34 protein-coding genes are annotated in these 22,138 nt (G+C 66.1%); 1 reads left to right on the top strand and 33 read right to left on the bottom strand.

Going from position 1 to position 22,138, the window contains the following annotated elements:
* Window positions 1-49 precede the first annotated feature (49 nt).
* Window positions 50-1,612 (top strand): S8 family peptidase, encoded by a 1,563-nt coding sequence (locus ACFOWZ_RS11060; RefSeq protein WP_382371722.1) that lies wholly within the window; start codon window positions 50-52, stop codon window positions 1,610-1,612.
* Window positions 1,613-2,154: 542 nt separating this feature from the next.
* On the opposite strand, the gene truA is transcribed toward ACFOWZ_RS11060, so the two are convergent.
* From truA to tuf, 33 genes are all read right to left on the bottom strand, one after another.
* A complete protein-coding gene (gene truA / locus ACFOWZ_RS11065; RefSeq protein ID WP_382371724.1) occupies window positions 2,155-2,946 on the bottom strand; it encodes a tRNA pseudouridine(38-40) synthase TruA in 792 nt (263 codons plus the stop codon).
* A 59-nt stretch (window positions 2,947-3,005) separates the two neighbouring features.
* On the bottom strand, window positions 3,006-3,578 hold the full coding sequence (gene rplQ / locus ACFOWZ_RS11070; protein WP_030472033.1) for a 50S ribosomal protein L17: 573 nt from the start codon (window positions 3,576-3,578) through the stop codon (window positions 3,006-3,008).
* A gap of 48 nt (window positions 3,579-3,626) precedes the next feature.
* Entirely contained in the window at window positions 3,627-4,685 is a 1,059-nt protein-coding gene (locus ACFOWZ_RS11075) for a DNA-directed RNA polymerase subunit alpha (protein WP_030472034.1), read from the bottom strand.
* A 151-nt stretch (window positions 4,686-4,836) separates the two neighbouring features.
* The gene (gene rpsD / locus ACFOWZ_RS11080) at window positions 4,837-5,442 is read right to left on the bottom strand and encodes a 30S ribosomal protein S4 (RefSeq protein ID WP_030472035.1); all 606 of its coding nucleotides are present in this window, start codon (window positions 5,440-5,442) and stop codon (window positions 4,837-4,839) included.
* Between the two features lie 23 nt (window positions 5,443-5,465).
* Window positions 5,466-5,873 (bottom strand): 30S ribosomal protein S11, encoded by a 408-nt coding sequence (gene rpsK / locus ACFOWZ_RS11085; protein ID WP_030472036.1) that lies wholly within the window; start codon window positions 5,871-5,873, stop codon window positions 5,466-5,468.
* 37 nt (window positions 5,874-5,910) lie between these two features.
* Window positions 5,911-6,291, bottom strand: coding sequence for a 30S ribosomal protein S13 (gene rpsM / locus ACFOWZ_RS11090; RefSeq protein WP_030472037.1), 381 nt, complete (start codon window positions 6,289-6,291; stop codon window positions 5,911-5,913).
* Between the two features lie 220 nt (window positions 6,292-6,511).
* Window positions 6,512-6,625 (bottom strand): 50S ribosomal protein L36, encoded by a 114-nt coding sequence (gene rpmJ, locus ACFOWZ_RS11095; protein WP_010148647.1) that lies wholly within the window; start codon window positions 6,623-6,625, stop codon window positions 6,512-6,514.
* Between the two features lie 25 nt (window positions 6,626-6,650).
* A complete protein-coding gene (gene infA / locus ACFOWZ_RS11100) occupies window positions 6,651-6,872 on the bottom strand; it encodes a translation initiation factor IF-1 (protein WP_005166804.1) in 222 nt (73 codons plus the stop codon).
* A 382-nt stretch (window positions 6,873-7,254) separates the two neighbouring features.
* Window positions 7,255-8,028, bottom strand: a complete 774-nt coding sequence (gene map / locus ACFOWZ_RS11105) for a type I methionyl aminopeptidase (RefSeq protein ID WP_030472039.1) — start codon at window positions 8,026-8,028, stop codon at window positions 7,255-7,257.
* A gap of 53 nt (window positions 8,029-8,081) precedes the next feature.
* Complete coding sequence (locus tag ACFOWZ_RS11110) at window positions 8,082-8,642, bottom strand: adenylate kinase (RefSeq protein ID WP_382371729.1); 561 nt, start codon at window positions 8,640-8,642, stop codon at window positions 8,082-8,084.
* Window positions 8,643-9,953, bottom strand: a complete 1,311-nt coding sequence (secY, locus tag ACFOWZ_RS11115; protein WP_382371731.1) for a preprotein translocase subunit SecY — start codon at window positions 9,951-9,953, stop codon at window positions 8,643-8,645.
* A 715-nt stretch (window positions 9,954-10,668) separates the two neighbouring features.
* The gene (gene rplO / locus ACFOWZ_RS11120; RefSeq protein ID WP_382371733.1) at window positions 10,669-11,115 is read right to left on the bottom strand and encodes a 50S ribosomal protein L15; all 447 of its coding nucleotides are present in this window, start codon (window positions 11,113-11,115) and stop codon (window positions 10,669-10,671) included.
* Window positions 11,112-11,294, bottom strand: coding sequence for a 50S ribosomal protein L30 (gene rpmD, locus ACFOWZ_RS11125; protein ID WP_030473450.1), 183 nt, complete (start codon window positions 11,292-11,294; stop codon window positions 11,112-11,114). The genes rplO and rpmD overlap by 4 nt, the downstream gene beginning before the upstream one ends.
* 2 nt (window positions 11,295-11,296) lie before the next feature.
* A complete protein-coding gene (gene rpsE / locus ACFOWZ_RS11130) occupies window positions 11,297-11,905 on the bottom strand; it encodes a 30S ribosomal protein S5 (RefSeq protein ID WP_030473451.1) in 609 nt (202 codons plus the stop codon).
* 34 nt (window positions 11,906-11,939) lie between these two features.
* On the bottom strand, window positions 11,940-12,341 hold the full coding sequence (gene rplR, locus ACFOWZ_RS11135; RefSeq protein WP_030473452.1) for a 50S ribosomal protein L18: 402 nt from the start codon (window positions 12,339-12,341) through the stop codon (window positions 11,940-11,942).
* A 1-nt stretch (window position 12,342) separates the two neighbouring features.
* Entirely contained in the window at window positions 12,343-12,882 is a 540-nt protein-coding gene (gene rplF, locus ACFOWZ_RS11140; protein ID WP_030473453.1) for a 50S ribosomal protein L6, read from the bottom strand.
* 12 nt (window positions 12,883-12,894) lie between these two features.
* Window positions 12,895-13,293 (bottom strand): 30S ribosomal protein S8, encoded by a 399-nt coding sequence (rpsH, locus tag ACFOWZ_RS11145; protein ID WP_030473454.1) that lies wholly within the window; start codon window positions 13,291-13,293, stop codon window positions 12,895-12,897.
* Window positions 13,294-13,413: 120 nt separating this feature from the next.
* Window positions 13,414-13,599, bottom strand: a complete 186-nt coding sequence (locus ACFOWZ_RS11150) for a type Z 30S ribosomal protein S14 (RefSeq protein WP_030473455.1) — start codon at window positions 13,597-13,599, stop codon at window positions 13,414-13,416.
* A gap of 4 nt (window positions 13,600-13,603) precedes the next feature.
* Window positions 13,604-14,167, bottom strand: a complete 564-nt coding sequence (gene rplE / locus ACFOWZ_RS11155) for a 50S ribosomal protein L5 (RefSeq protein ID WP_030473456.1) — start codon at window positions 14,165-14,167, stop codon at window positions 13,604-13,606.
* Between the two features lie 2 nt (window positions 14,168-14,169).
* Window positions 14,170-14,484, bottom strand: coding sequence for a 50S ribosomal protein L24 (rplX, locus tag ACFOWZ_RS11160; protein WP_030473457.1), 315 nt, complete (start codon window positions 14,482-14,484; stop codon window positions 14,170-14,172).
* 2 nt (window positions 14,485-14,486) lie between these two features.
* Entirely contained in the window at window positions 14,487-14,855 is a 369-nt protein-coding gene (gene rplN, locus ACFOWZ_RS11165) for a 50S ribosomal protein L14 (protein WP_030473458.1), read from the bottom strand.
* Between the two features lie 70 nt (window positions 14,856-14,925).
* Window positions 14,926-15,207 carry a 30S ribosomal protein S17 gene (rpsQ, locus tag ACFOWZ_RS11170; protein ID WP_065915974.1) on the bottom strand — a complete coding sequence of 94 codons (282 nt, stop codon included), beginning with the start codon at window positions 15,205-15,207 and terminating at the stop codon, window positions 14,926-14,928.
* A complete protein-coding gene (gene rpmC / locus ACFOWZ_RS11175) occupies window positions 15,204-15,446 on the bottom strand; it encodes a 50S ribosomal protein L29 (RefSeq protein WP_146358719.1) in 243 nt (80 codons plus the stop codon). The genes rpsQ and rpmC overlap by 4 nt, the downstream gene beginning before the upstream one ends.
* Window positions 15,446-15,865, bottom strand: a complete 420-nt coding sequence (rplP, locus tag ACFOWZ_RS11180; protein WP_030473461.1) for a 50S ribosomal protein L16 — start codon at window positions 15,863-15,865, stop codon at window positions 15,446-15,448. The genes rpmC and rplP overlap by 1 nt, the downstream gene beginning before the upstream one ends.
* Window positions 15,866-15,868: 3 nt before the next feature.
* A complete protein-coding gene (rpsC, locus tag ACFOWZ_RS11185) occupies window positions 15,869-16,705 on the bottom strand; it encodes a 30S ribosomal protein S3 (protein ID WP_030473462.1) in 837 nt (278 codons plus the stop codon).
* Complete coding sequence (gene rplV, locus ACFOWZ_RS11190; protein ID WP_030473463.1) at window positions 16,705-17,103, bottom strand: 50S ribosomal protein L22; 399 nt, start codon at window positions 17,101-17,103, stop codon at window positions 16,705-16,707. Before rplV ends, rpsC begins: the two co-directional genes overlap by 1 nt.
* Window positions 17,104-17,137: 34 nt before the next feature.
* A complete protein-coding gene (gene rpsS / locus ACFOWZ_RS11195; RefSeq protein WP_015105260.1) occupies window positions 17,138-17,419 on the bottom strand; it encodes a 30S ribosomal protein S19 in 282 nt (93 codons plus the stop codon).
* Between the two features lie 18 nt (window positions 17,420-17,437).
* The gene (gene rplB, locus ACFOWZ_RS11200; RefSeq protein WP_030473464.1) at window positions 17,438-18,271 is read right to left on the bottom strand and encodes a 50S ribosomal protein L2; all 834 of its coding nucleotides are present in this window, start codon (window positions 18,269-18,271) and stop codon (window positions 17,438-17,440) included.
* A gap of 19 nt (window positions 18,272-18,290) precedes the next feature.
* On the bottom strand, window positions 18,291-18,590 hold the full coding sequence (rplW, locus tag ACFOWZ_RS11205) for a 50S ribosomal protein L23 (protein ID WP_030473465.1): 300 nt from the start codon (window positions 18,588-18,590) through the stop codon (window positions 18,291-18,293).
* The gene (rplD, locus tag ACFOWZ_RS11210) at window positions 18,587-19,273 is read right to left on the bottom strand and encodes a 50S ribosomal protein L4 (protein ID WP_030473466.1); all 687 of its coding nucleotides are present in this window, start codon (window positions 19,271-19,273) and stop codon (window positions 18,587-18,589) included. The genes rplW and rplD overlap by 4 nt, the downstream gene beginning before the upstream one ends.
* Window positions 19,273-19,923, bottom strand: a complete 651-nt coding sequence (rplC, locus tag ACFOWZ_RS11215; protein WP_030473467.1) for a 50S ribosomal protein L3 — start codon at window positions 19,921-19,923, stop codon at window positions 19,273-19,275. Before rplC ends, rplD begins: the two co-directional genes overlap by 1 nt.
* Before the next feature lie 27 nt (window positions 19,924-19,950).
* The gene (gene rpsJ / locus ACFOWZ_RS11220; RefSeq protein ID WP_003938093.1) at window positions 19,951-20,256 is read right to left on the bottom strand and encodes a 30S ribosomal protein S10; all 306 of its coding nucleotides are present in this window, start codon (window positions 20,254-20,256) and stop codon (window positions 19,951-19,953) included.
* Between the two features lie 587 nt (window positions 20,257-20,843).
* Entirely contained in the window at window positions 20,844-22,037 is a 1,194-nt protein-coding gene (gene tuf / locus ACFOWZ_RS11225) for an elongation factor Tu (protein WP_030473468.1), read from the bottom strand.
* Between the last annotated feature and the right edge of the window lie 101 nt (window positions 22,038-22,138).

A 22,138-nucleotide genomic window follows, 5' to 3' on the forward strand; every position in this document is an offset into this window, starting at 1 on the left:
TAAGAAAACTCTCACCTGTACTACTCCTGCGACGAGGGAGCACGCTGCTATGGGTGAATCGTGGCTCAGACGAGCGGCTGGAATCGGACTGGTGGCGGGCACCGCGCTCGCGCTGACGTCCGTCTCCGCCACCGCTGCGCCCGAGGGGGAGATTCGCAACCTCGGTGCGTCCAACGCGGTCAAGGACAGCTACATCGTCGTCCTGAAGGACTTCAGCACGACCAGCGCGGAGAACCTCAGCGCCAAGTACGGCGCGAAGGTGAAACACTCCTACAAGTCCGCTTTGCGCGGTTTCTCCGCGCAGATGTCCGAGGCCCAGGCCAAGCGCCTGGCAGCCGACCCGTCAGTCGCCTACGTGGAGCAGGACGGCGAGGTCCACCTCTCGGACACGCAGACCCCGACCCCGTCCTGGGGCCTCGACCGAATCGACCAGCGCACGCTCCCGCTGGACAACAGCTACACCTACCCGAACCGCGGCGCGGGCGTGACGGCCTACATCATCGACACCGGCATCCGCCTGTCCCACAGCGACTTCGGCGGCCGCGCCGTCTCCGGCCGCGACACCGTGGACAACGACAACGATGCCACCGACTGCAACGGCCACGGAACCCACGTCGCGGGCACCGTCGGCGGCACCAAGTACGGCGTGGCCAAGGACGTGAAACTGGTAGCCGTCCGAGTCCTGAACTGCTCAGGCTCCGGCACCTTCGCGGGCGTCATCGCCGGCATCGACTGGGTCACCACCGAGGTGACCAACAACCCGGCCAACAAGCCGGCAGTGGCCAACATGTCTCTCGGCGGCGGCGCCAACGACACCGTGGACGCAGCCGTGAAGCGCTCCATCGCCGCAGGCGTGACCTACGGCCTGGCCGCAGGCAACGACAACGGCGGCAACGCCTGCAACACCTCCCCGGCCCGAACCGCGGAAGCCATCACCGTCGGCTCGACAGACCGAACCGACGCCCGCTCGTCCTTCTCGAACCTGGGCACCTGCCTCGACATCTTCGCCCCGGGCCGCGACATCACGAGCGCCTGGCTGACCGACGACAACGCCACCAACACCATCAGCGGCACCTCAATGGCCACCCCGCACGTGGTGGGCGCGGCAGCGGTGTACCTCGGCTCGTCCCCGACGGCAACGCCCCAACAGGTCCGCGACGCCCTGGTGGAAAACGCCAGCTCCGACGTGGTCACCAACCCGGGGGCAGGCTCCCCGAACAAGCTCCTGCAGATCACCGGCACGGCCCCCGGCAACCCGCCCGGCCAGTGCCCCGCAGTCACGAACGACACCGACACGGCCATCCCGGACGCCTCATCGGTCACCTCGTCGATCACCGTCGCCGACTGCAACGGCAAGGCCAGCGCCACGGGCACCGTCCAGGTGGCCATCAAGCACAGCTACCGAGGCGACCTGGAACTGGCTCTGATCGCCCCCTCGGGCGCGGTGAAGATGCTGAAGGTCTCGAGCGGCAACGACAGCGCCGACGACATCAACGCGACCTACAACGTCAACGTGTCCACTGAGGACGCCAACGGCACCTGGCAACTGCGGGTCCGCGACCTCTACCGCCAGGACACGGGCTTCATCAACTCGTGGACCCTGGACATCTAGCCAACACCGCTTCACCCCCAGGAGCCCCCGGTCCCCCCGCCGGGGGCTCCTCCCTTTCCAGGAAGGCAGGCTCGTGCAGGCGTCCCCCTGGATTTGGAGTCCCCCGCGACCCAACGTACAGAGAGGGTCTGACAGTGCAGAGCAGTCGATCGGACGAGGCCAAGGCGACCTCAAGCCCGATGCCGGAGGCGAGGCGACGCGGAGGCGAAGCCGAGCAAGCTCTTAGCGTGGGGTTCCGGTCGGTTGGTCCCGTCACGAGTCGTGCCACAGCTCTTGTCGCGCCTGAGGGGTGACTCGCTCTGGCTCGACTTGGGACGGGACCAACCCACCCGAACCGCACGCCCTACACAACGCGCAGCCGCCCAACGCAACAGGCGTGCCATCAACCCGCCCGCGGCGCTGGCCGGTCTTTGATCAGATTGGCGGGGCCTGGGGCGGAGCTCCCAGAACGCAACAGGCGCACCCGCACGCAACAAGACCATCTACGAACACGAAACCGGCAGCCGCCAACGCACCAGGGGGACGGCAACGAACCAGACGCGTCAGGACAACGTCCGAACCCGCCGAGTCACCTCAGCCCGAGCCGCCAACTCGTCATCCCCAGGAAAGTCCACCCGCACAAGACTCAACCCATGCGCCGGCGCCACGGTAACCCCACTGGAACGGGCATGAAGCGACAGAAGCGACCCCGGCCACTCCAGGCCCTTCCGCCCCTCCCCAACAGCCAACAACGCCCCAACCAACGACCGAACCATCGAGTGGCAAAACGCATCAGCCGACACAAACGCCGTGATCACACCATCCGAAGCGCCACGCACCAGCTCCAGCCGCTGCAACTCCCGGATGGTCGTAGCCCCGTCCCGCCGCTTGCAGAACGCACAAAAATCGTGCTCCCCCAACAACAACGAGGCAGCAGCGTTCATGGCCGAAACGTCCAAAGCACGTGGCCAGGCAAGAGTGTCCAACCGCCGCAACGGATCCGCCCCAAAAGCAGCATCCGTGACCCGGTACTCGTAGTGCCGCCGCAACGCGGAGAACCGAGCGTCAAACGCCCCAGGCACCACCCGAGCAGAAAAAACCCGCACATCAGCCGGCAACACACGAGCCAACCGCCGCGGCAGCCCGGCAACATCCACAGTGGACGGCAGATCAACGTGAGCGACCTGCCCGGACGCGTGCACGCCGGCATCCGTCCGCCCGGCCACCGTCAGCACGACGTCCTCACGCAGCACCATCGACATGGTGTCCTCGAGAACGCCGCAGACGGTCCGGCGGGACGGCTGCCGAGCCCAGCCGGAGAACTCGGTTCCGTCGTAGCCGAGGTCCAGGCGCACACGAACGAGCCCGCCGTCCCCAGAAGCGGGAACGACGGGCTCGTCAGCAGACCTACTGCTCAGGACTTGTCCTTCTCAGCAGCCTCTTCCGCCTTGACGTCCTCGGCCGACGGCTCGCCGTCGACCTCGACAGCGCCCTCAGCGGGCTCGTCGGCGGCGTCGATGGTCGCGGACTCGGGCGCCTCGGCGTCCTGGTCGACGACCTCGGCCGCTGCCGGCTTCTCGTCCTTGGCGAACTTGGTCTTGCGCGCAGCCTCGGCCTCGGTGGAGACGAGCTTCTGCTGCACCAGCTCGATGATGGCCATGGGGGCGTTGTCGCCCTTGCGCGCCAGCGTCTTGGTGATGCGGGTGTAGCCACCGGAACGGTCGCTGAAGAACGGACCGATCTCGGCGATCAGCTTGTGCACAACGTCCTTGTCGCGGATCGTCTTCATGATCTCGCGGCGGTTGTGCAGGTCGCCGACCTTGGCCTTGCTGATGAGCTTCTCGGCGTACGGACGCAGCCGCTTCGCCTTCGCCTCAGTGGTCTTGATCCGGCCGTGCTGGAACAGCGCCGTCGCCAGGTTGGCGAGCAGCAGCCGCTCGTGCGCCGGAGACCCACCGAGCCGGGGGCCCTTGGTAGGGGTGGGCATCGCTTACTCCTGTAACTGAAAGAGATCCTCTAGCTCTGAATCAGAGCGTCAGAGCTGCTCGGTCTCCGCGTAGTCCTGGCCGTCGTCGTGCGGGTCCAGGCCGGCACCGGCACCCCAGCCCGTGTCACCGGGGTGGTAGTCCGACGCAGCCGCGGACGGGTCGAACCCAGGAGGCGAGTCCTTCAGCGCGAGGCCGAGGCCGACGAGCTTCATCTTGACCTCGTCGATCGACTTCGCACCGAAGTTGCGGATGTCCAGCAGGTCCGCCTCGCTGCGCGACACGAGCTCGCCGACGGTGTGGATGCCTTCCCGCTTCAAGCAGTTGTAAGACCGGACCGTCAGGTCCAGGTCCTCAATCGGCATCGCGAACGCGGCGATGGTGTCGGCTTCGGCCGGCGACGGGCCGATCTCGATGCCCTCGGCGTCGATGTTCAGCTCGCGAGCGAGGCCGAACAGCTCAACCAGGGTCTTACCCGCGGAGGCAACCGCGTCCCTCGGAGTGATCGAGGGCTTGGTCTCCACGTCGAGGATCAGCTTGTCGAAGTCCGTACGCTGCTCGACACGAGTGGCCTCGACCTTGTACGTCACCTTGAGAACCGGCGAGTAGATCGAGTCGACGGGGATGCGGCCGATCTCGGCGCCCGCCTGCTTGTTCTGGACAGCCGGGACGTAGCCGCGACCGCGCTCGACGACGAGCTCGATCTCCAGCTTCCCCTTGCCGTTCAGGGTCGCGATGTGCAGGTCGGGGTTGTGCACGGTGACACCGGCCGGAGGCACGATGTCGCCCGCGGTCACCACACCGGGGCCCTGCTTGCGCAGGTACATGGTCACCGGCTCGTCCTCCTCGGACGAGACAACGAGCTCCTTCAGGTTCAGGATGACGTCGGTGACGTCCTCCTTCACCCCGGGAACCGTGGTGAACTCGTGCAGCACGCCGTCGATGCGGATGCTCGTGACAGCAGCACCGGGGATCGACGAGAGCAGCGTGCGGCGGATCGAGTTGCCGAGCGTGTAACCGAAGCCCGGCTCCAGCGGTTCGATGACGAACCGGGAACGGGTCTCGGAGACCGCTTCCTCGCCGAGCGAGGGGCGCTGGGAAATCAGCACTGGGTTCTTCCTTCCACCAACGACGCCCGCTATTTGACGCCGTCAACAACAGCCAGCCGCGAGGACCGGCAAACGCACTCGGCACACCCTTCGCGCCGATGCGGGACCCGACCCGAGCGTCAGTCCACGAAGGACTGACGCTCGGAGAGGATCACTTCGAGTAGAGCTCGACGATGAGCTGCTCGGTGACAGGCGTGTCGATCTGCGCGCGCTCGGGCAGCTGGTGCACGAGGATGCGCAGGTTCGACGGAACGACCTGCAGCCAAGCCGGGATCGGGCGGTCACCGAAGGACGCGCGAGCAGCCTCGAAGGGCAGCGTCGGCATGGACTTCGGCTTCACGTCGATGATGTCGAACTTCGACACCTGGTAGCTCGGGATGTTCACCTTGTGGCCGTTGACCAGAAAGTGCCCGTGGCTGACCAGCTGGCGAGCCTGGCGACGCGTGCGGGCGAGGCCCGCGCGGTACACCACGTTGTCGAGGCGGGCCTCGAGGATCTGGAGCAGGTTCTCACCGGTCTTGCCCGGGCGACGAACCGCTTCCTTGTAGTAGCGGACGAACTGCTTCTCGAGCACGCCGTAGGTGTACCGAGCCTTCTGCTTCTCCTGGAGCTGCAGCAGGTACTCGGACTCCTTCACCCGGCCGCGGCCGTGCTGGCCGGGCGGGTACGGACGGCGCTCGAACGCCTGGTCCCCACCAACGAGGTCGACCTTCAGGCGGCGCGAGATACGCGTCGCGGGTCCCGTGTAACGAGCCATTAGTTCTTACTCCTCCCCGTGCCTCAGACCCGGCGCCGCTTGGGCGGGCGGCAGCCGTTGTGGGGCTGCGGGGTCACGTCCTGGATGGTGCCGACCTCGAGACCGGCGGCCTGCAGCGAACGGATCGCGGTCTCACGGCCGGAGCCGGGACCCTTGACGAACACGTCCACCTTGCGCATGCCGTGCTCGGCGGCCTTGCGGGCGGCGTTCTCGGCAGCCATCTGCGCCGCGAACGGCGTGGACTTGCGCGAGCCCTTGAAACCCACGTGGCCGGCGGACGCCCAGCTGATCACGTTGCCCATCGGGTCCGTGATGGACACGATGGTGTTGTTGAACGTGCTCTTGATGTGCGCCTGGCCGTGCGAGACGTTCTTCTTTTCCTTGCGCCGGATCTTCTTGACCCCGGCGCCCTGGCGGGACTTCGGTGGCAAAACGAGCTCCTAAGTTGAGGGCAGTAGACGCGAGGTCTTACTTCTTGCCGGCCTTCTTCTTGCCGGCCACGGTCTTCTTCGGACCCTTGCGGGTACGGGCGTTCGTCTTGGTGCGCTGTCCGCGAACGGGCAGGCCGCGACGGTGCCGAAGACCCTCGTAGCAACCGATCTCCATCTTGCGACGGATGTCGGCCGCGACCTCACGGCGAAGGTCACCCTCGACCTTGTAGTTCGTCTCGATGTGGTCCCGCAGCTTGGCGAGGTCGTCGTCAGACAGGTCCTTGACCCGGAGGTCAGGGGAGATCTGCGTGGCGGCGAGCAGCTCCTTGGAGCGCGTACGACCAATGCCGAAGATGTAGGTGAGCGCGATCTCCATCCGCTTCTCGCGGGGGAGGTCGACGCCAGCGAGTCGTGCCATGTGGCGGTTAACTCCTGTCGATTACTTCCAGGTCTGCTCCTCGCCCAATTCCGGTGACTGACTCGCTGTGTGTCGTGTCCGGCTGCTCTCACAGCCGGTGTCCCGGCCCCGGCCTGGAATCCGGGGGTGTCCGCACGCTTGAAGCCCTGCGTGCGGCAGGTGCGAGGAGTTTCTCGTTACTGCGTCATCGATGATCTCGACGAGCGCGTGGTGGAGCTGCTCAGCCCTGGCGCTGCTTGTGGCGCAGGTTCTCGCAGATCACCATGACCCGGCCGTGACGGCGGATCACCTTGCACTTGTCGCAGATCTTCTTGACGCTCGGCTGGACCTTCACGCCTGAGATCTCCTGCTATTGGAGGTCACTTGTAGCGGTAGACGATGCGCCCGCGGGACAGGTCGTAGGGCGAGAGCTCCACGACAACCCGGTCCTCAGGGAGGATGCGGATGTAGTGCTGTCGCATCTTGCCGCTGATGTGTGCGAGCACCTTGTGACCGTTCTCCAACTCGACGCGGAACATCGCGTTGGGTAGCGGCTCGACTACGCGGCCCTCGACCTCAATGGCCCCGTCCTTCTTGCCCATGTCCTCCGCGTTTCGTGACGGTGGTAATAACCTTTGGACGCGCGCCAGCCGGGTTCGATCTCACCTGCAAGGGCATGACAGAACCGGCGCGACGGATGCGCCACCTGACCAGTGTACGCACCTCGCTCCGGCAACCCAAATCGGGTCCGGTCAGGCCTGCCGACGGGGGCGCGTGCACCCCTCCATCAGCCGCTGAGCTGCGTCGTTGAGCGCCAGGTCGCCCGCCCGATGCCGAGACCGCGCTCCGTGAGCCCGATCGCGCCTCCCGCTCGCGGACCACGGTGTCGTGCAGCGCCGTGATGCGTCTCACGGCGTCGACCCTGACAAACGAACGACCCCGCTCACCGCACGCGGTGAACGGGGTCGTGTCCGAGCTTTCAGGTCACTCTTCGGGGGCGGTGAGCACCCAGGGGCCGTCCTCGGTGATCGCGACGCTGTGCTCCCAGTGGGCGGCACGCGTGCCGTCGAGCGTGATGACGGTCCAGCCGTCCTCGAGCTCCTGGGAGTCGTCGGTGCCGAGCGTCAGCATCGGCTCGATCGCGATGGCCATGCCGACCTTGAGCCGCGGGCCCTTGCCGGGCTTGCCGAAGTTCGGCAGGAACGGGTCCATGTGCATCTTGGAGCCGATGCCGTGGCCGCCGTAGTCCGCGACGATGCCGTACTCGATGCCGTCGCGCTCGCCCGAGGAGATGGCCGAGGACTCGATGGCGAACGAGATGTCCGTGAGCCGCCCACCGGGCACCGCGGCCTCGATGCCCGCGAGCATCGACAGCCTGGTGGCCTCCGACAGCTTGTGGTCGGCAGGCGACAGCTCGCCGACGCCGACGGTGACCGCCGAGTCGCCGTGCCAGTCGTCGAGGATCGCACCGCAGTCGATGGAGATCAGGTCGCCCTCGGCCAGCACCTGCTTCTTGCTGGGGATGCCGTGGACGATCTGGTCGTTCACCGACGCGCAGATGCTCGCCGGGAAGCCGTGGTAGCCCTTGAACGACGGGATGGCGCCGGCGTCGCGGATGGTCTGCTCGGCGATCTCGTCGAGGTCCCACGTGGAGACCCCGGGCTTCACCGCGTCGACCACGTTCTTGAGCGCGCGCGCCACGACCAGGCCGGAGGCGCGCATCGCCTCCAGCTGGCCACGGGTCTTGATCTCGATCATGCGTTCACTACCTGAAACAACAGAGCGAAGCCGGTTGAGCAGTCCACCAACACTCACTTCTCGCCGCGCAGCGAGTGCAGCGCGGCGAGGGCCCGCTCACTGATCTCGTCGATCTCACCGACGGCGTCGATGGAGATGACCTTGTCCGCGTAGTAGCTCAGCAGCGGCGCGGTCTCGTTGCGGTACACCTGCTGCCGATGCCGGATGACGTCTTCCTTGTCGTCCGTGCGCCCGCGCGCCAGCAACCGCTCGACCACGACGTCCTCGTCGACCCGGAACTCGAGCACCGCGTCGAGCTCGTGGCCACCGACGGCCAGGAACTCACCGAGCTTGTCGGCCTGGGCCACGTTGCGCGGGAACCCGTCGAGCAGGAACCCGTGCTCCGCGTCCGCCTCCGCGAGGCGCTTGCGCACCATCTCGTTGGTGATGGAGTCCGGCACCAACGCGCCCTCGTCGAGGATGCTCTGCACCTCGAGGCCGAGCTCGGTCTGGTTGGAGATGTGTGACCGGAAGAGGTCGCCCGTCGAGATGTGCGGCACACCGAGCTTGCGGCTCAGCACTTCGGCCTGGGTGCCCTTGCCCGCACCGGGCGGGCCAACGAGAACGAGTCGCATCTAGCGGAGGAACCCTTCGTAATTGCGCTGCATGAGCTGGCTCTCGATCTGCTTCACGGTGTCGAGACCGACACCGACCATGATCAGAACCGCGGTGCCGCCGAACGGGAAGTTCTGGTTCTGGCCGTCACCGGTCAGGTCCAGGAACAGGTTCGGCAGGATCGCCACGATGCCGAGGTAGAGCGAACCGGGGAGCGTGATGCGACCCAGCACGAACTTGAGGTACTCGGCGGTCGGACGACCAGGACGGATGCCGGGGATGAAGCCACCGAACTTCTTCATCTCGTCAGCGCGCTCGTCCGGGTTGAACGTGATGCCGACGTAGAAGTACGTGAAGAAGACGATCAGCAGGAAGTAGACGCTGATGTGCACCCAGCTCGACTGCTTGACTAGGTACGTCTGCACGAACGTCGAGAACCAGTTCGGCTCCGAGGAGGAACCCTGGGTGAGGCGGACGATCAGGTCCGGCAGGTAGAGCAGCGACGAGGCGAAGATGACCGGGATGACGCCGGCCTGGTTCACCTTGAGGGGAAGGTACGTCGACGTGCCGCCGTACATGCGACGGCCGATCATGCGCTTGGCGTACTGCACCGGAATGCGACGCTGGGCCTGCTCGACGTAGATGACGCTCGCGATGATGATGAGAGCAGCCACGACCACGAGAGCGAACGTGACACCGCTCTTCTGAAGGATGTTCTTGCCCTCGGCCGGGATGCGGGCGGCGATACCGGTGAAGATCAGCAGCGACATGCCGTTGCCGATGCCCTTCTCGGTGATCAGCTCACCCAGCCACATGATGACCGAGGTACCGGCGGTCATGGTGATGACCAGCACGATGAGGGTGAAGATGCTGTCCTTGCCAGGAATGACGTCCTGGTCGCACTCGCCGAACAACTGCCCGCGCACCGCCAGCGCCACCAGACCGGTGGACTGCAGGATCGCCAGACCGATGGTCAGGTAGCGCGTGTACTGCGTCAGCTTGCCCTGACCGGCCTGTCCTTCCTTCTTCAACTGCTCGAACCGGGGGATGACCACGGTCAACAGCTGAATGATGATGCTCGCGGTGATGTAGGGCATGATCCCCAGCGCGAACACGGACAGGTTGAGCAACGCTCCACCGCTGAACAGGTTGATCAGCGAGTAGATGTTCTGGCCTTCGAGCTGCTCAGCACACGCCCGCACGTTCTTGAAGGACACGCCCGGCGCGGGCATGGTCGCTCCAAGCCGGTACACAATGATGATCCCGAGCGTGAAGAGGATCTTCTTGCGTAGATCCGGCGTCGCGAGAGCCGAGCGGAATGCGCCGAGCACGCGAACCTCCTGAGCGTTGCCGACCCCCAGGGACCGGCACATGCGGTAGTTGGCAGGCCGCAGCAGGCAGCCACGACCAAGCAACCCGGAGGACATCCGGGTTCAGCCCGCGACTTTAACAGTCCCCCACGACCTGGTCGTACCCAGTGGCCAATCACAGGTTAGAACCGGTTGATCTCCCACCAACACGCTAGCCCATCCGGGGTAGCCACCCCGGTGATTCCGTGCTACGAGCAGGCGTTACGCCAAGCGCGAACGTTTGCGCCCACCCCGAAGTTCCCCCAAAAATCACCGCAAAGCGAACCCGCCGATGGCGAAGCCGAGCCCCAAGCCCGGTGGCGAAGCCGAGGCGAGAAAACCGCCCTCCGACGCGACCCGGCGGTGTGGCTCGCTGCGGAGCGCTAGACGGGGGAGCCACACCGCAAACGCAACCAAACCAAGCAACCGCAAGCCGCCCAACCCAACAGGCGTGCCATCAACCCGCGAATGACGCTGGAGGGCTCTTTTGGGAGTGTCGGGAGTCTGAGGGCAGAGCCCTCAGACCAAGCACCCAACAGGCACAGCAGCACGCAACACAACCAAGCACGAACACGAACCAGGAACCCGCCAACGAAACAGGGAGACGGCCAACGCAACCTGCGCGACGCCCTCAAACGCCCCCAGAACACGCCAAAGGGCCCCGAGGCAAAGCCTCAGGGCCCTCCAGACGCGACAACTACGCGCCAGCGACCGTAGCGGTACCACCAGCGGCAGTCAGCTTCTCCACAGCGGACTTGGAGAACTTGTCAGCGGTGACGTCCAGCTTGACGCCGACCTCACCATCGCCCAGCACCTTGACGAGCGAGCCCTTGCGGACCAGCCCGGCCAGCACCAGCGCGGGAACGTCGACCGAACCGCCCTCGGGGAACGAGGCAGCGATGTCGGAGACGTTCACGACCTGGTACTCGGTGCGGAACGGGTTCTTGAAGCCCTTGAGCTTCGGCAGCCGCATGTGCAGCGGCATCTGGCCACCTTCGAAGCGCGGCGAGACGTTCTTGCGAGCGCCCGTGCCCTTCGTACCGCGGCCGGCGGTCTTGCCCTTGGAGCCTTCACCACGACCGACGCGGGTCTTGGCGGTCTTGGCTCCGGGGGCGGGACGCAGGTCGTGAATCTTGATGGTCACGACTGGACCTCCTCAACAACCACCAGGTGGCGCACGGCGTGGATCAGGCCGCGGACCTGGGGGGTGTCCTCACGCACGACCGACTGGCGGATCTTGCGCAGCCCGAGGGTGCGCATCGACTCGCGGTGGTTGTGCTTGGTGCCGATGGTGCTGCGAACCTGGGTGATCTTGAGAGCCATGGTCAGACCCCCTGGCCCGCGCGAGCGCGGATCATGCCGGCGGGGGCGACGTCCTCGAGGGGCAGGCCACGACGGGCCGCGACCTCTTCCGGACGCTGCAGGCCCTTGAGGGCCGCCACGGTCGCGTGCACGATGTTGATCGCGTTGTCGGAGCCCAGGGACTTCGACAGCACGTCGTGCACGCCGGCGCACTCGAGGACGGCGCGGACAGCGCCACCCGCGATGACACCGGTACCGGCCGAGGCCGGACGCAGCAGAACCACACCAGCGGCCTTCTCACCCTGGACCGGGTGGGGGATGGTGCCGGCGATGCGAGGCACGCGGAAGAAGTTCTTCTTCGCTTCCTCGACACCCTTGGCGATGGCCGCGGGAACTTCCTTGGCCTTGCCGTAACCGACGCCGACCATGCCGTCGCCGTCACCCACCACGACGAGCGCGGTGAAGCTGAAGCGACGACCACCCTTGACCACCTTGGAGACGCGGTTGATCGCAACCACGCGCTCGAGGTGGGGGGTCTTCTCCTGGGCCGCGCCGCCGCGGCCGCCGTCACGACGGTCGCGGCGCTCTCCGCGCTCGCCCCCGCCGCCTTCGCGACGCGTACGTCCTGGCATCAGGCGTCCCTCTCAATTCCAGTGATCATCATTGTCAGAACTCCAGCCCCGCCTCGCGGGCGGCGTCCGCCAGGGCGGCGATCCGGCCGTGGTACGCGTTGCCACCGCGGTCGAACACGACCGCCGTGATGCCGGCGTCCTTGGCACGGGCCGCGGCCAGCTGGCCGACCTTGGCCGCGCGGGCCTTCTTGTCGCCTTCCAGCGCACGGACGTCGGCCTCCATGGAGGAAGCGGACGCGACCGTGTGGCCCTTCAGGTCGTCGATGATCTGCACGGTGATGTGCTTCGACGACCGGTGCACGACCAGGCGCGGGCGCTCGGCGGTGCCGCTGACCTTCTTGCGGAGGCGGAAGTGGCGACGGGCCTTGGCAACACGACGCCTGGTGGAGATGTCCTTGCCCACCGGCTTGCGCTTCGTAACAGTCGACTCGCTCATGTCACTTACCCGTCTTTCCGACCTTGCGACGGATCTTCTCGCCCGAGTAGCGGACGCCCTTGCCCTTGTACGGGTCGGGCTTGCGCAGCTTGCGGATGTTGGCGGCGACCTCACCGACCAGCTGCTTGTCGATACCCGAGACGGAGAAACGGGTCGGGGTCTCCACCGCGAAGGTGATGCCCTCGGGGGCCTCGACCTTGACGGGGTGGGAGTAACCGAGCGCGAACTCGAGCTCAGAGCCCTTGAGCGCGACGCGGTAACCGACGCCGTGGATTTCCATCTTCTTTTCGTAACCCTGGGTCACGCCGACAACCATGTTGTGCACGAGCGTGCGCGACAGGCCGTGGAGCGCGCGGTTGCGGCGCTCGTCGTTCGGGCGCTTGACCTCGAGCGTGCCGTCCTCAGCCTTCTCCAGGCTGATCGGCTCAGCGATCGTCAGCGTCAGGGTGCCCTTGGGGCCCTTCACGCTCACGTCCTGGCCGGCGATGTTCACGTCGACCCCGGAGGGGACAATGATCGGCTGCTTACCGATGCGCGACATGTCTACTCCCCCTTACCAAACGTAGGCGAGGACTTCTCCGCCCACGCCTGCCTTGTTGGCCTGGCGGTCGGTCATGAGACCACCAGAGGTCGAAATGATCGCCACACCAAGACCGCCGAGAACTCGCGGCAGGCCGGTGGACTTCGCGTACACGCGCAGACCGGGCTTCGACACGCGGCGGAGGCCGGCGATGCTGCGCTCACGGTTCGGGCCGTACTTCAGCTCGACGACGAGGTTCTTCGCGACCTCGCCCTCCTCGTCGCGGTACGAGGCGATGTAGCCCTCGCGCTTGAGGATCTCGGCGATGTTGGCCTTCAACTTCGAGTGCGGCATCACGACCTTGTCGTGGTAAGCCGAGTTCGCGTTCCGCAGACGAGTGAGCATGTCTGCGATGGGATCGGTCATCGTCATGGTGACCTGGTCAACCCTTCTCGCTGCGGTTCACCGCTCAGGGTCCAGACCTGCCCTCCTCCGAGGAGGAGGGACAGGACGGTCGTGTGCGGGCCTACAGCGAAGTAATGGAGCTTGGAATTACCAGCTGGACTTGCTCACGCCAGGCAGCTCACCGCGGTGAGCCATCTCGCGCAGGCAGATCCGGCAGAGGCCGAACTTGCGGAACACCGCGTGGGGGCGGCCGCAACGCTGGCACCGGGTGTAGCCCCGGACCTTGAACTTCGGCTTCTTCGCGGCCTTGTTGATCAACGCCTTCTTGGCCATCGACTCAGTTCTCCTTGAACGGGAAGCCCAGGAGCTTCAGCAGCGCCCGGCCCTCCTCGTCGTTCGTGGCGGTGGTGACGACGGTGATGTCCATGCCGCGGGGACGGTCGATCGAGTCGGGGTCGATCTCGTGGAACATCGACTGCTCGTTCAGACCGAACGTGTAGTTGCCGTTGCCGTCGAACTGCTTGCCCGAGAGGCCGCGGAAGTCGCGGATACGGGGCAGCGCGATCGTCAGCAGGCGGTCCAGGAACTCCCACATGCGGTCGCCGCGCAGCGTGACGCGCGCGCCGATCGGCATGCCCTCACGCAGCTTGAACTGCGCGATGGACTTGCGGGCCCGACGAACCTCGGGACGCTGACCGGTGATGATCGAGAGGTCCTTGACGGCACCCTCGATCAGCTTGCCGTCACGGGCGGCGTCGCCGACACCCATGTTGACGACGACCTTGACGACGCCGGGGATCTGCATCACGTTGGCGAAGGAGAACTGCTTCTGCAGCTCGCCCTTGATCTCGTCGCGGTAACGCGTCTTCAGCCGCGGGATGATCTTCTCTGCGGTAGTCATGCTCAGATGTCCTTCCCGTTACGACGGGAAATGCGGACCCGCTTGCCCTCGTCGTTCGTACGGTAACCAACACGGGTCGGCTTGCCGTCCGAGTCGACCACCATCACGTTGGAGACGTTGATCGGGGCTTCCTGGGTCACGATGCCACCGGACTGCGCGCCACGCTGGGTCTGCGTGATCCGGGTGTGCTTCTTGATCCGGTTGACGCCCTCGACCAGGACCTTGCCGGTCTCCGGGTAGGCCTGGATGACCTTGCCCTTCGCGCCCTTGTCCTTGCCGGCGATAACGACGACCGTGTCGCCCTTCTTCACCTTCATGGTCAGAGCACCTCCGGAGCCAGCGAGATGATCTTCATGAACTTCTTGTCGCGCAGCTCGCGCCCGACCGGGCCGAAGATGCGGGTACCGCGGGGCTCGTTGTCGTTCTTGATGAGCACAGCGGCGTTCTCGTCGAAGCGGATGTACGAGCCATCCGCGCGACGGCGCTCCTTGACGGTGCGGACGATGACGGCCTTGACGACGTCACCCTTCTTCACGCCGGCACCGGGGATCGCGTCCTTGACGGTCGCGACGATGATGTCGCCGATGCCCGCGTAGCGGCGGCCCGAACCACCGAGAACACGGATGCAAAGGATCTCCTTCGCACCAGTGTTGTCGGCGACACGAAGCCGCGACTCCTGCTGAATCACTTACTTGCTCCTGACCATTCCTGGCCCGCCGGATTTCCGACCCGACGGGCTCGGTCTGTCTAGAAAGGACTTACTTGGCCTTCTCGAGGATCTCGACGAGCCGCCAGCGCTTGGTCGCCGACAGGGGCCGGGTCTCCATGAGCAGGACGCGGTCGCCGATGCCCGCCGCGTTCTCCTCGTCGTGCACCTTCACCTTGGTGGTGGAGCGCATGATCTTGGAGTAACGCGGGTGCTTCTTGCGGTCCTCGAGCGCAACCACGATCGTCTTGTCCATCTTGTCGGACACGACGAGGCCCTCGCGGACCTTGCGGTCGTTGCGCTTCTCGGTCTGAACTTCGTTGCTTTCGGTCATGCCGCACCCTCACCAGTGGATTCCGGCGAAACGGAGAGCCCGAGCTCCCGCTCCCGCATCACGGTGTAGATCCGGGCGATGTCGTGCCGGACCGTGCGCAGCCGCCGGTTGTTGTCGAGCTGGCCCGTGGCCATCTGGAAGCGAAGGTTGAAGAGCTCTTCCTTCGATTCCTTCAGACGCAGCACGAGCTCTTCCTCGGTGAGCTCACGCAGCTCGGAAGCGGTGGTACCCGCTGCCATCAGAACTCACCACCCTCACGCGTAACGATGCGGCACTTCATCGGGAGCTTGTGGATCGCGCGGCGGAGCGCCTCGCGAGCGACCTGCTCGTTCGGGAAGGCCATCTCGAAGAGGACGCGACCCGGCTTGACGTTGGCCACCCACCACTCCGGCGAACCCTTACCGGAACCCATGCGGGTCTCGGCCGGCTTCTTCGTCAGCGGACGGTCCGGGAAGATGTTGATCCAGACCTTGCCGCCACGACGGATGTGGCGCGTGATGGCGATACGAGCGGACTCGATCTGCCTGTTGGTGACGTACGCCGGCTCCAGAGCCTGGATGCCGTACTCACCGAAGGTGACCTTCGTGCCGCCCTTGGCAGCACCCGACCGCTTGGGGTGGTGCTGCTTGCGGTGCTTGACCCTGCGCGGGATGAGCATGACTCAGCTCTCCGTCTTCTCTGCAGCAGCCGGGGCCTCGCTGGACGCCGCGGAGGCGTCAGCGGCGGCACGACCGGCCTCGGTGCTCGTCGCGGTGGTGCCGCTGGCACCGGAGCGACGGGCCCGGTTCGGACGCTCGCCACGGTCGCGACGCGGGGCGCGGTCGGCCTGCGAAGGCGCAGCCGCGTCGAGCGCGCGCTTGGCGGAGATGCCACCGACGATGTCGCCCTTGTAGATCCACACCTTCACGCCGATACGGCCGAACGTGGTGCGGGCCTCGAAGAAGCCGTAGTCGATGTTGGCGCGGAGCGTGTGCAGCGGCACGCGGCCGTCGCGGTAGTGCTCCGAGCGGGACATCTCAGCGCCGCCCAGGCGACCGCCGCACTGCACGCGGATGCCCTTGACCTGCGGCGAACGCATGGCCGACTGAATGGCCTTGCGCATCGCGCGCCGGAAGGCGACGCGGTTGGACAGCTGCTCGGCGACACCCTGTGCCACGAGCTGCGCGTCCGACTCGGGGCTCTTGACCTCGAGGATGTTCAGCTGGACCTGCTTCTTGGTGAGCTTCTCCAGCTCACCGCGGATGCGGTCCGCCTCGGCACCGCGACGGCCGATGACGATGCCCGGCCGGGCGGTGTGGATGTCGACGCGAACCCGGTCACGGGTGCGCTCGATCTCCACCTTGGAGATGCCGGCACGCTCCATGCCGCGCGAGAGCAGCCGACGGATCTTGACGTCCTCGGCCACGTACTCGGCGTACTGCTTGTCTGCGTACCAGCGGGACTTCCAGTCGGTGGTGATCCCCAGCCGGAAGCCGTGCGGGTTGATCTTCTGGCCCACTACCGCGTTCCCTTCGCGCTGGTCTTCTTGGGACGAGACTCCACCTCGATGGTGATGTGGCTCGTCCGCTTGCGGATCCGGTACGCGCGGCCCTGGGCACGCGGGCGGAAACGCTTGAGGGTCGGACCCTCGTCCACAAAGGCCGCCGAAACCCAGAGGGTGTCGGGGTCCAGGGACAGGTTGTTCTCGGCGTTGGCCATGGCGCTGGCGAGCACCTTCGCGACCGGCTCAGAAGCGGCCTGGGGCGCGAACTGGAGCACGGCCAGGGCCTCGCTGGCGTTACGACCCTTGATGAGCTCGACGACGCGACGGACCTTCATGGGGGTGTCGCGGACGTAGCGAGCCCGAGCCACGGCGCGCGGAAACTCCTGCGCCTCAGCGTCCTTACGGGCGTTCATCGCTGCTTTTCCCTTGCTCTTCTCAGTTCGACGCCTAGCGGCGACGAGACTTCCGGTCGTCCTTGATGTGGCCCTTGAAGGTGCGGGTCGGGGCGAACTCGCCCAGCTTGTGCCCGACCATGGCCTCGGTCACGAACACCGGGACGTGCTTGCGGCCGTCGTGCACCGCGATGGTGTGACCCAGCATGTCCGGGATGATCGTGGACCGGCGGGACCACGTCTTGATGACGGTCTTCTTGCCCGACTCGTTGAGAACGTCCACCTTCTTGAGCAGGTGGTCGTCCACGAAGGGGCCCTTCTTAAGGCTGCGAGGCATCCTTCACTCCCTCCCTGCTCAGCGCTTCTTACCGGTGCGACGACGCCGGACGATGAGCTTGTCGCTTGGCTTGCGGCGGCGAGTACGACCCTCGGGCTTACCAGCCGGGTTGACCGGGTGGCGACCACCGGAGGTCTTGCCCTCACCACCACCGTGCGGGTGGTCAACGGGGTTCATGGCGACACCACGCACGGTGGGCTTCTTGCCCTTCCACCGCATGCGGCCTGCCTTGCCCCAGTTGATGTTCTGGTGCTCCTTGTTGCCGACCTCGCCGAGCGTGGCGCGGCAGCGCACGTCCACGTTGCGGATCTCGCCCGAAGGCATCCGCAGCTGGGCGTACGGGCCGTCCTTCGCCACGAGCTGAACCGAGGCGCCGGCGGAGCGAGCGATCTTCGCGCCGCCACCGGGGCGGAGCTCGATCGCGTGAATCACGGAACCGACCGGGATGTTGCGCAGCGGCAGGTTGTTGCCCGGCTTGATGTCGGCCTTGGGGCCGTTCTCAACCGTGTCACCCTGCTTGAGCTTCTCCGGGGCGATGATGTAGCGCTTCTCGCCGTCCGCGTAGTGCAGCAGCGCGATGCGCGCGGTGCGGTTCGGGTCGTACTCGATGTGAGCGACCTTGGCCGGCACGCCGTCCTTGTCGTGGCGACGGAAGTCGATCAGGCGGTAAGCCCGCTTGTGACCGCCACCCTTGTGCCGCGTGGTGATCTTGCCCGAAGCGTTGCGGCCACCCAGCTTGTGCAGCGGGCGGATCAGCGACTTCTCCGGCGTCGACCGAGTGATCTCGGCGAAGTCGGAGACGCTCGCACCGCGACGACCGGGAGTCGTCGGCTTGTACTTGCGAATGCCCATCTCTACGCAGTCCTCGTCATCAGGCGGCAGGGCCGCCGAAGATCTCGATCGGCTTGCTGTCCGAGGACAGGGTCACGATCGCGCGCTTCGTGTCCTTGCGCTTGCCGAACCCGGTGCGGGTGCGCTTGCGCTTGCCCTGCCGGTTGATGGTGTTGACGCTGACGACCTTCACGCCGAAGACCTTCTCCACGGCGATCTTGATCTGGGTCTTGTTCGAACCCGGCGCCACCAAGAAGGTGTACTTGTTCTCCTCAAGAAGCCCGTAGGACTTCTCGGAGATCACCGGCGCGAGCAAGATGTCCCTGTGGTCGGGGATCACTTGGAAGCCTCCTCGTCCACCACGACCGCCGCGCCCTCAGCCGAGCCACGACCCTGCTGGGCCTTGCTGGCGAGGAACACGTCGAGCGAGTCCTTGGTGAACACCACGTCGTCGTTGACGAGCACGTCGTAGGTGTTGAGCTGGTCGGGCGCGATCACGTGCACGTGCGGAAGGTTCCGCACGCTGACCCACGCGACCTCGTCGGTGCGGTTGAGCACCACGAGAACGCGACGAGCCTGGGTGACCGACTCCAGGACCTTGCGTGCGGTCTTGGTCGACGGGGTGTCCCCGTCCACCAGGCCGGACACGACGTGCACCTGGTTGGCGCGGGCCCGGTCGGAGAGGGCGCCACGCAGAGCGGCGGCCTTCATCTTCTTGGGGGTCCGCTGGGTGTAGTCACGCGGCTGCGGGCCGTGGACGACGCCACCGCCGGCGAACTGCGGCGCACGCGTCGAACCCTGGCGGGCGCGACCGGTGCCCTTCTGGCGGTACGGCTTCTTGCCACCACCGGACACCTCGCCGCGGGTCTTCGTGGCGTGCGTGCCCTGGCGAGCGGCGGCCTGCTGGCCGACGACAACCTGGTGCAGCAGCGCAACGTTCGCCTGCGCGTCGAAAATGGCCGACGGGAGCTCAACCGTGCCGGCGGACTTGCCGTCCGGGGTGCGGATCTCAACAGTCGACATCAGGCACCACCCTTCGCAGCAGTCCGGACGAACACCAGACCACCCTTGGGGCCGGGAACAGCGCCCTTGATGAGCAGCAGGCCGTTCTCGGCGTCGATCTTGTGCACCTTCAGGTTCTGGGTCGTGACGCGCACGTGGCCCATGCGGCCGGCCATGCGCAGACCCTTGAAGACGCGACCCGGAGTGGCGCAGCCACCGATGGAACCCGGCGAGCGGTGCTTGCGCTGGGTGCCGTGGCTGGAGCCGAGGCCCCGGAAGTTGTGGCGCTTCATGACACCCGCGGTGCCCTTGCCCTTGCTGGTGCCGGTGATGTCGACAACAGCGCCGGCCTCGAACACCTCAGCGGTGATCTCCTGGCCGACCGTGTACTCGCCGGCGTCCGTCGTGCGCAGCTCCACCAGGTGGCGGCGGGGCGTGACCCCGGCCTTGGCGAAGTGGCCCGCGACGGGCTTGTTGACCTTGCGCGGGTCAATCGCGCCGGCCGCCAGCTGGACGGCGGTGTAGCCGTCCTTCTCTTCGGTGCGAACCTGGGTGACGACATTCGGCTCGGCCTTCACGACGGTCACCGGGACGACCCGGTTGTTCTCGTCGAAGACCTGAGTCATGCCGAGCTTGGTGCCCAGGATGCCCTTCATCTGCCTGTCAGACATTGGTCCGTTACTCTCCGCGCCCAACGCTTACTGGATGTTGACGTCGACGCTGGCCGGCAGGTCGATGCGCATGAGCGCGTCAACCGTCTTCGGCGTCGGGTCGAGGATGTCGATCAGCCGCTTGTGCGTGCGCATCTCGAAGTGCTCGCGCGAGTCCTTGTACTTGTGCGGCGAGCGGATGACGCAGTACACGTTCTTCTCAGTGGGCAGCGGCACCGGCCCGACGACCCGAGCGCCGGTGCGCGTCACGGTCTCCACGATCTTGCGCGCAGACGCGTCGATCGCTTCGTGGTCGTAGGCCTTGAGCCGGATGCGGATCTTTTGTCCCGCCATGATGGCTTGCCGTTCCTCTGCTTCTCGTAACCGCTGCGGTGCGGTGCCTCGGATGAGGCCTGTTACAGCCTCTTGGCGCGCTCCGCCCCTGTTGAAGTGTCATGGTGCCCGGTCCACGCGGTCGGGCGTGTCGCGCCCGGTGCGCATACCGGTCCCACTCAAGGTCTCCCCGGTGGGATTGGGCCTACCACAGCCCTTGCACCCTGATGCCCATCTCCGCAAGGAGGCGTTCACTAACAGGGCGCGGACGCTCGGTCGAAGGACTCAGGCACGCACGGATGCGACCCGGCCTTCGTCGAGCAACCCGTAAAGGATGCCACACGGGCGTGAGGCGCTCCAAATCGGGGTGGGTGAGTTGGAGCCAGATCACGTCAGGATCTTGGCCGGTGAGCCGTCCTGTTCGTCGCGTGTGGAGCGACGAGCACGACAGTTCCGTTGCCCGGCAACAGGATCTCCGACGCGGGCCCACTCCCCTGCGCGTCGCGACAGCCCGACGTGAGCTGTCGCACAACTTCGACCTGGCAACGACGAAGGCCGGGCCAACGGAACCGTTGGCCCGGCCTTTCGCCGAACTGGGTGCTGCTAGGTCACTTGATGATCTTGGTGACCGAGCCGGCGCCGACGGTGCGGCCACCCTCGCGGATCGCGAAGCGCAGACCCTCGTCCATGGCGATCGGCTGGATCAGCTTGACCGACATGAAGGTGTTGTCGCCCGGCATGACCATCTCGGTGCCCTCGGGCAGCGTCACAACGCCGGTCACGTCCGTCGTCCGGAAGTAGAACTGCGGACGGTAGTTGTTGAAGAACGGCGTGTGGCGGCCACCCTCGTCCTTCGACAGGATGTAGACCTGGGCCTCGAACTCGGTGTGCGGGGTCGTGGTGCCCGGCTTGACGATGACCATGCCGCGCTCCACCTCCTCGCGCTTGATGCCGCGGAGCAGCAGCGCGGCGTTGTCACCGGCGCGACCCTCGTCGAGGAACTTCTTGAACATCTCGATCGAGGTGACCGTCGTCTTCTTCGACGTCTCCTTGATACCGACGATCTCGATCTCGGAGTTCACGTTGATGATGCCGCGCTCGATGCGACCGGTCACCACGGTGCCGCGACCGGTGATCGTGAAGACGTCCTCGACGGGCATGAGGAACGGCTTGTCGACCTCGCGCTCCGGCTCCGGGATCGCCGAGTCGACGGCGGCCATGAGCTCGAGAACGGACTTGCCCCACTGCTCGTCGCCCTCGAGCGCCTTCAGCGCCGAGACGCGCACGACCGGCAGGTCGTCGCCCGGGAACTCGTACTCGGAGAGCAGCTCGCGGACCTCGAGCTCGACGAGCTCCAGGATCTCCTCGTCATCGACCATGTCGGCCTTGTTGAGCGCGACGACGATGTAGGGGACGCCGACCTGGCGGGCCAGGAGGACGTGCTCCTTCGTCTGCGGCATCGGGCCGTCGGTGGCCGCGACCACCAGGATGGCGCCGTCCATCTGCGCCGCACCGGTGATCATGTTCTTGATGTAGTCGGCGTGCCCGGGGCAGTCGACGTGCGCGTAGTGACGGTTCTCCGTCTGGTACTCGATGTGCGCGATCGAGATCGTGATGCCGCGCTGCTTCTCTTCCGGCGCCTTGTCGATCTGGTCGAACGCGAACGAGGCGTTCACATCGGGGTACGCGTCGTGCAGAACCTTGGAGATCGCCGCGGTCAGCGTGGTCTTGCCATGGTCGATGTGACCGATGGTGCCGATGTTGACGTGCGGCTTCGTCCGCTCGAACTTCGCCTTGGCCACTGGATTGTCCTCCTGGACTTCTTTTTGCTGGTCCGGCGGGCATTTGTGGCCACCCGCCGGACTTACACGTCAGGGTCTAAAAGTAGCGGACCCCAGGGATT

This window comes from Lentzea rhizosphaerae (assembly GCF_042649515.1).
Lineage (GTDB): Bacteria > Actinomycetota > Actinomycetes > Mycobacteriales > Pseudonocardiaceae > Lentzea > Lentzea aerocolonigenes.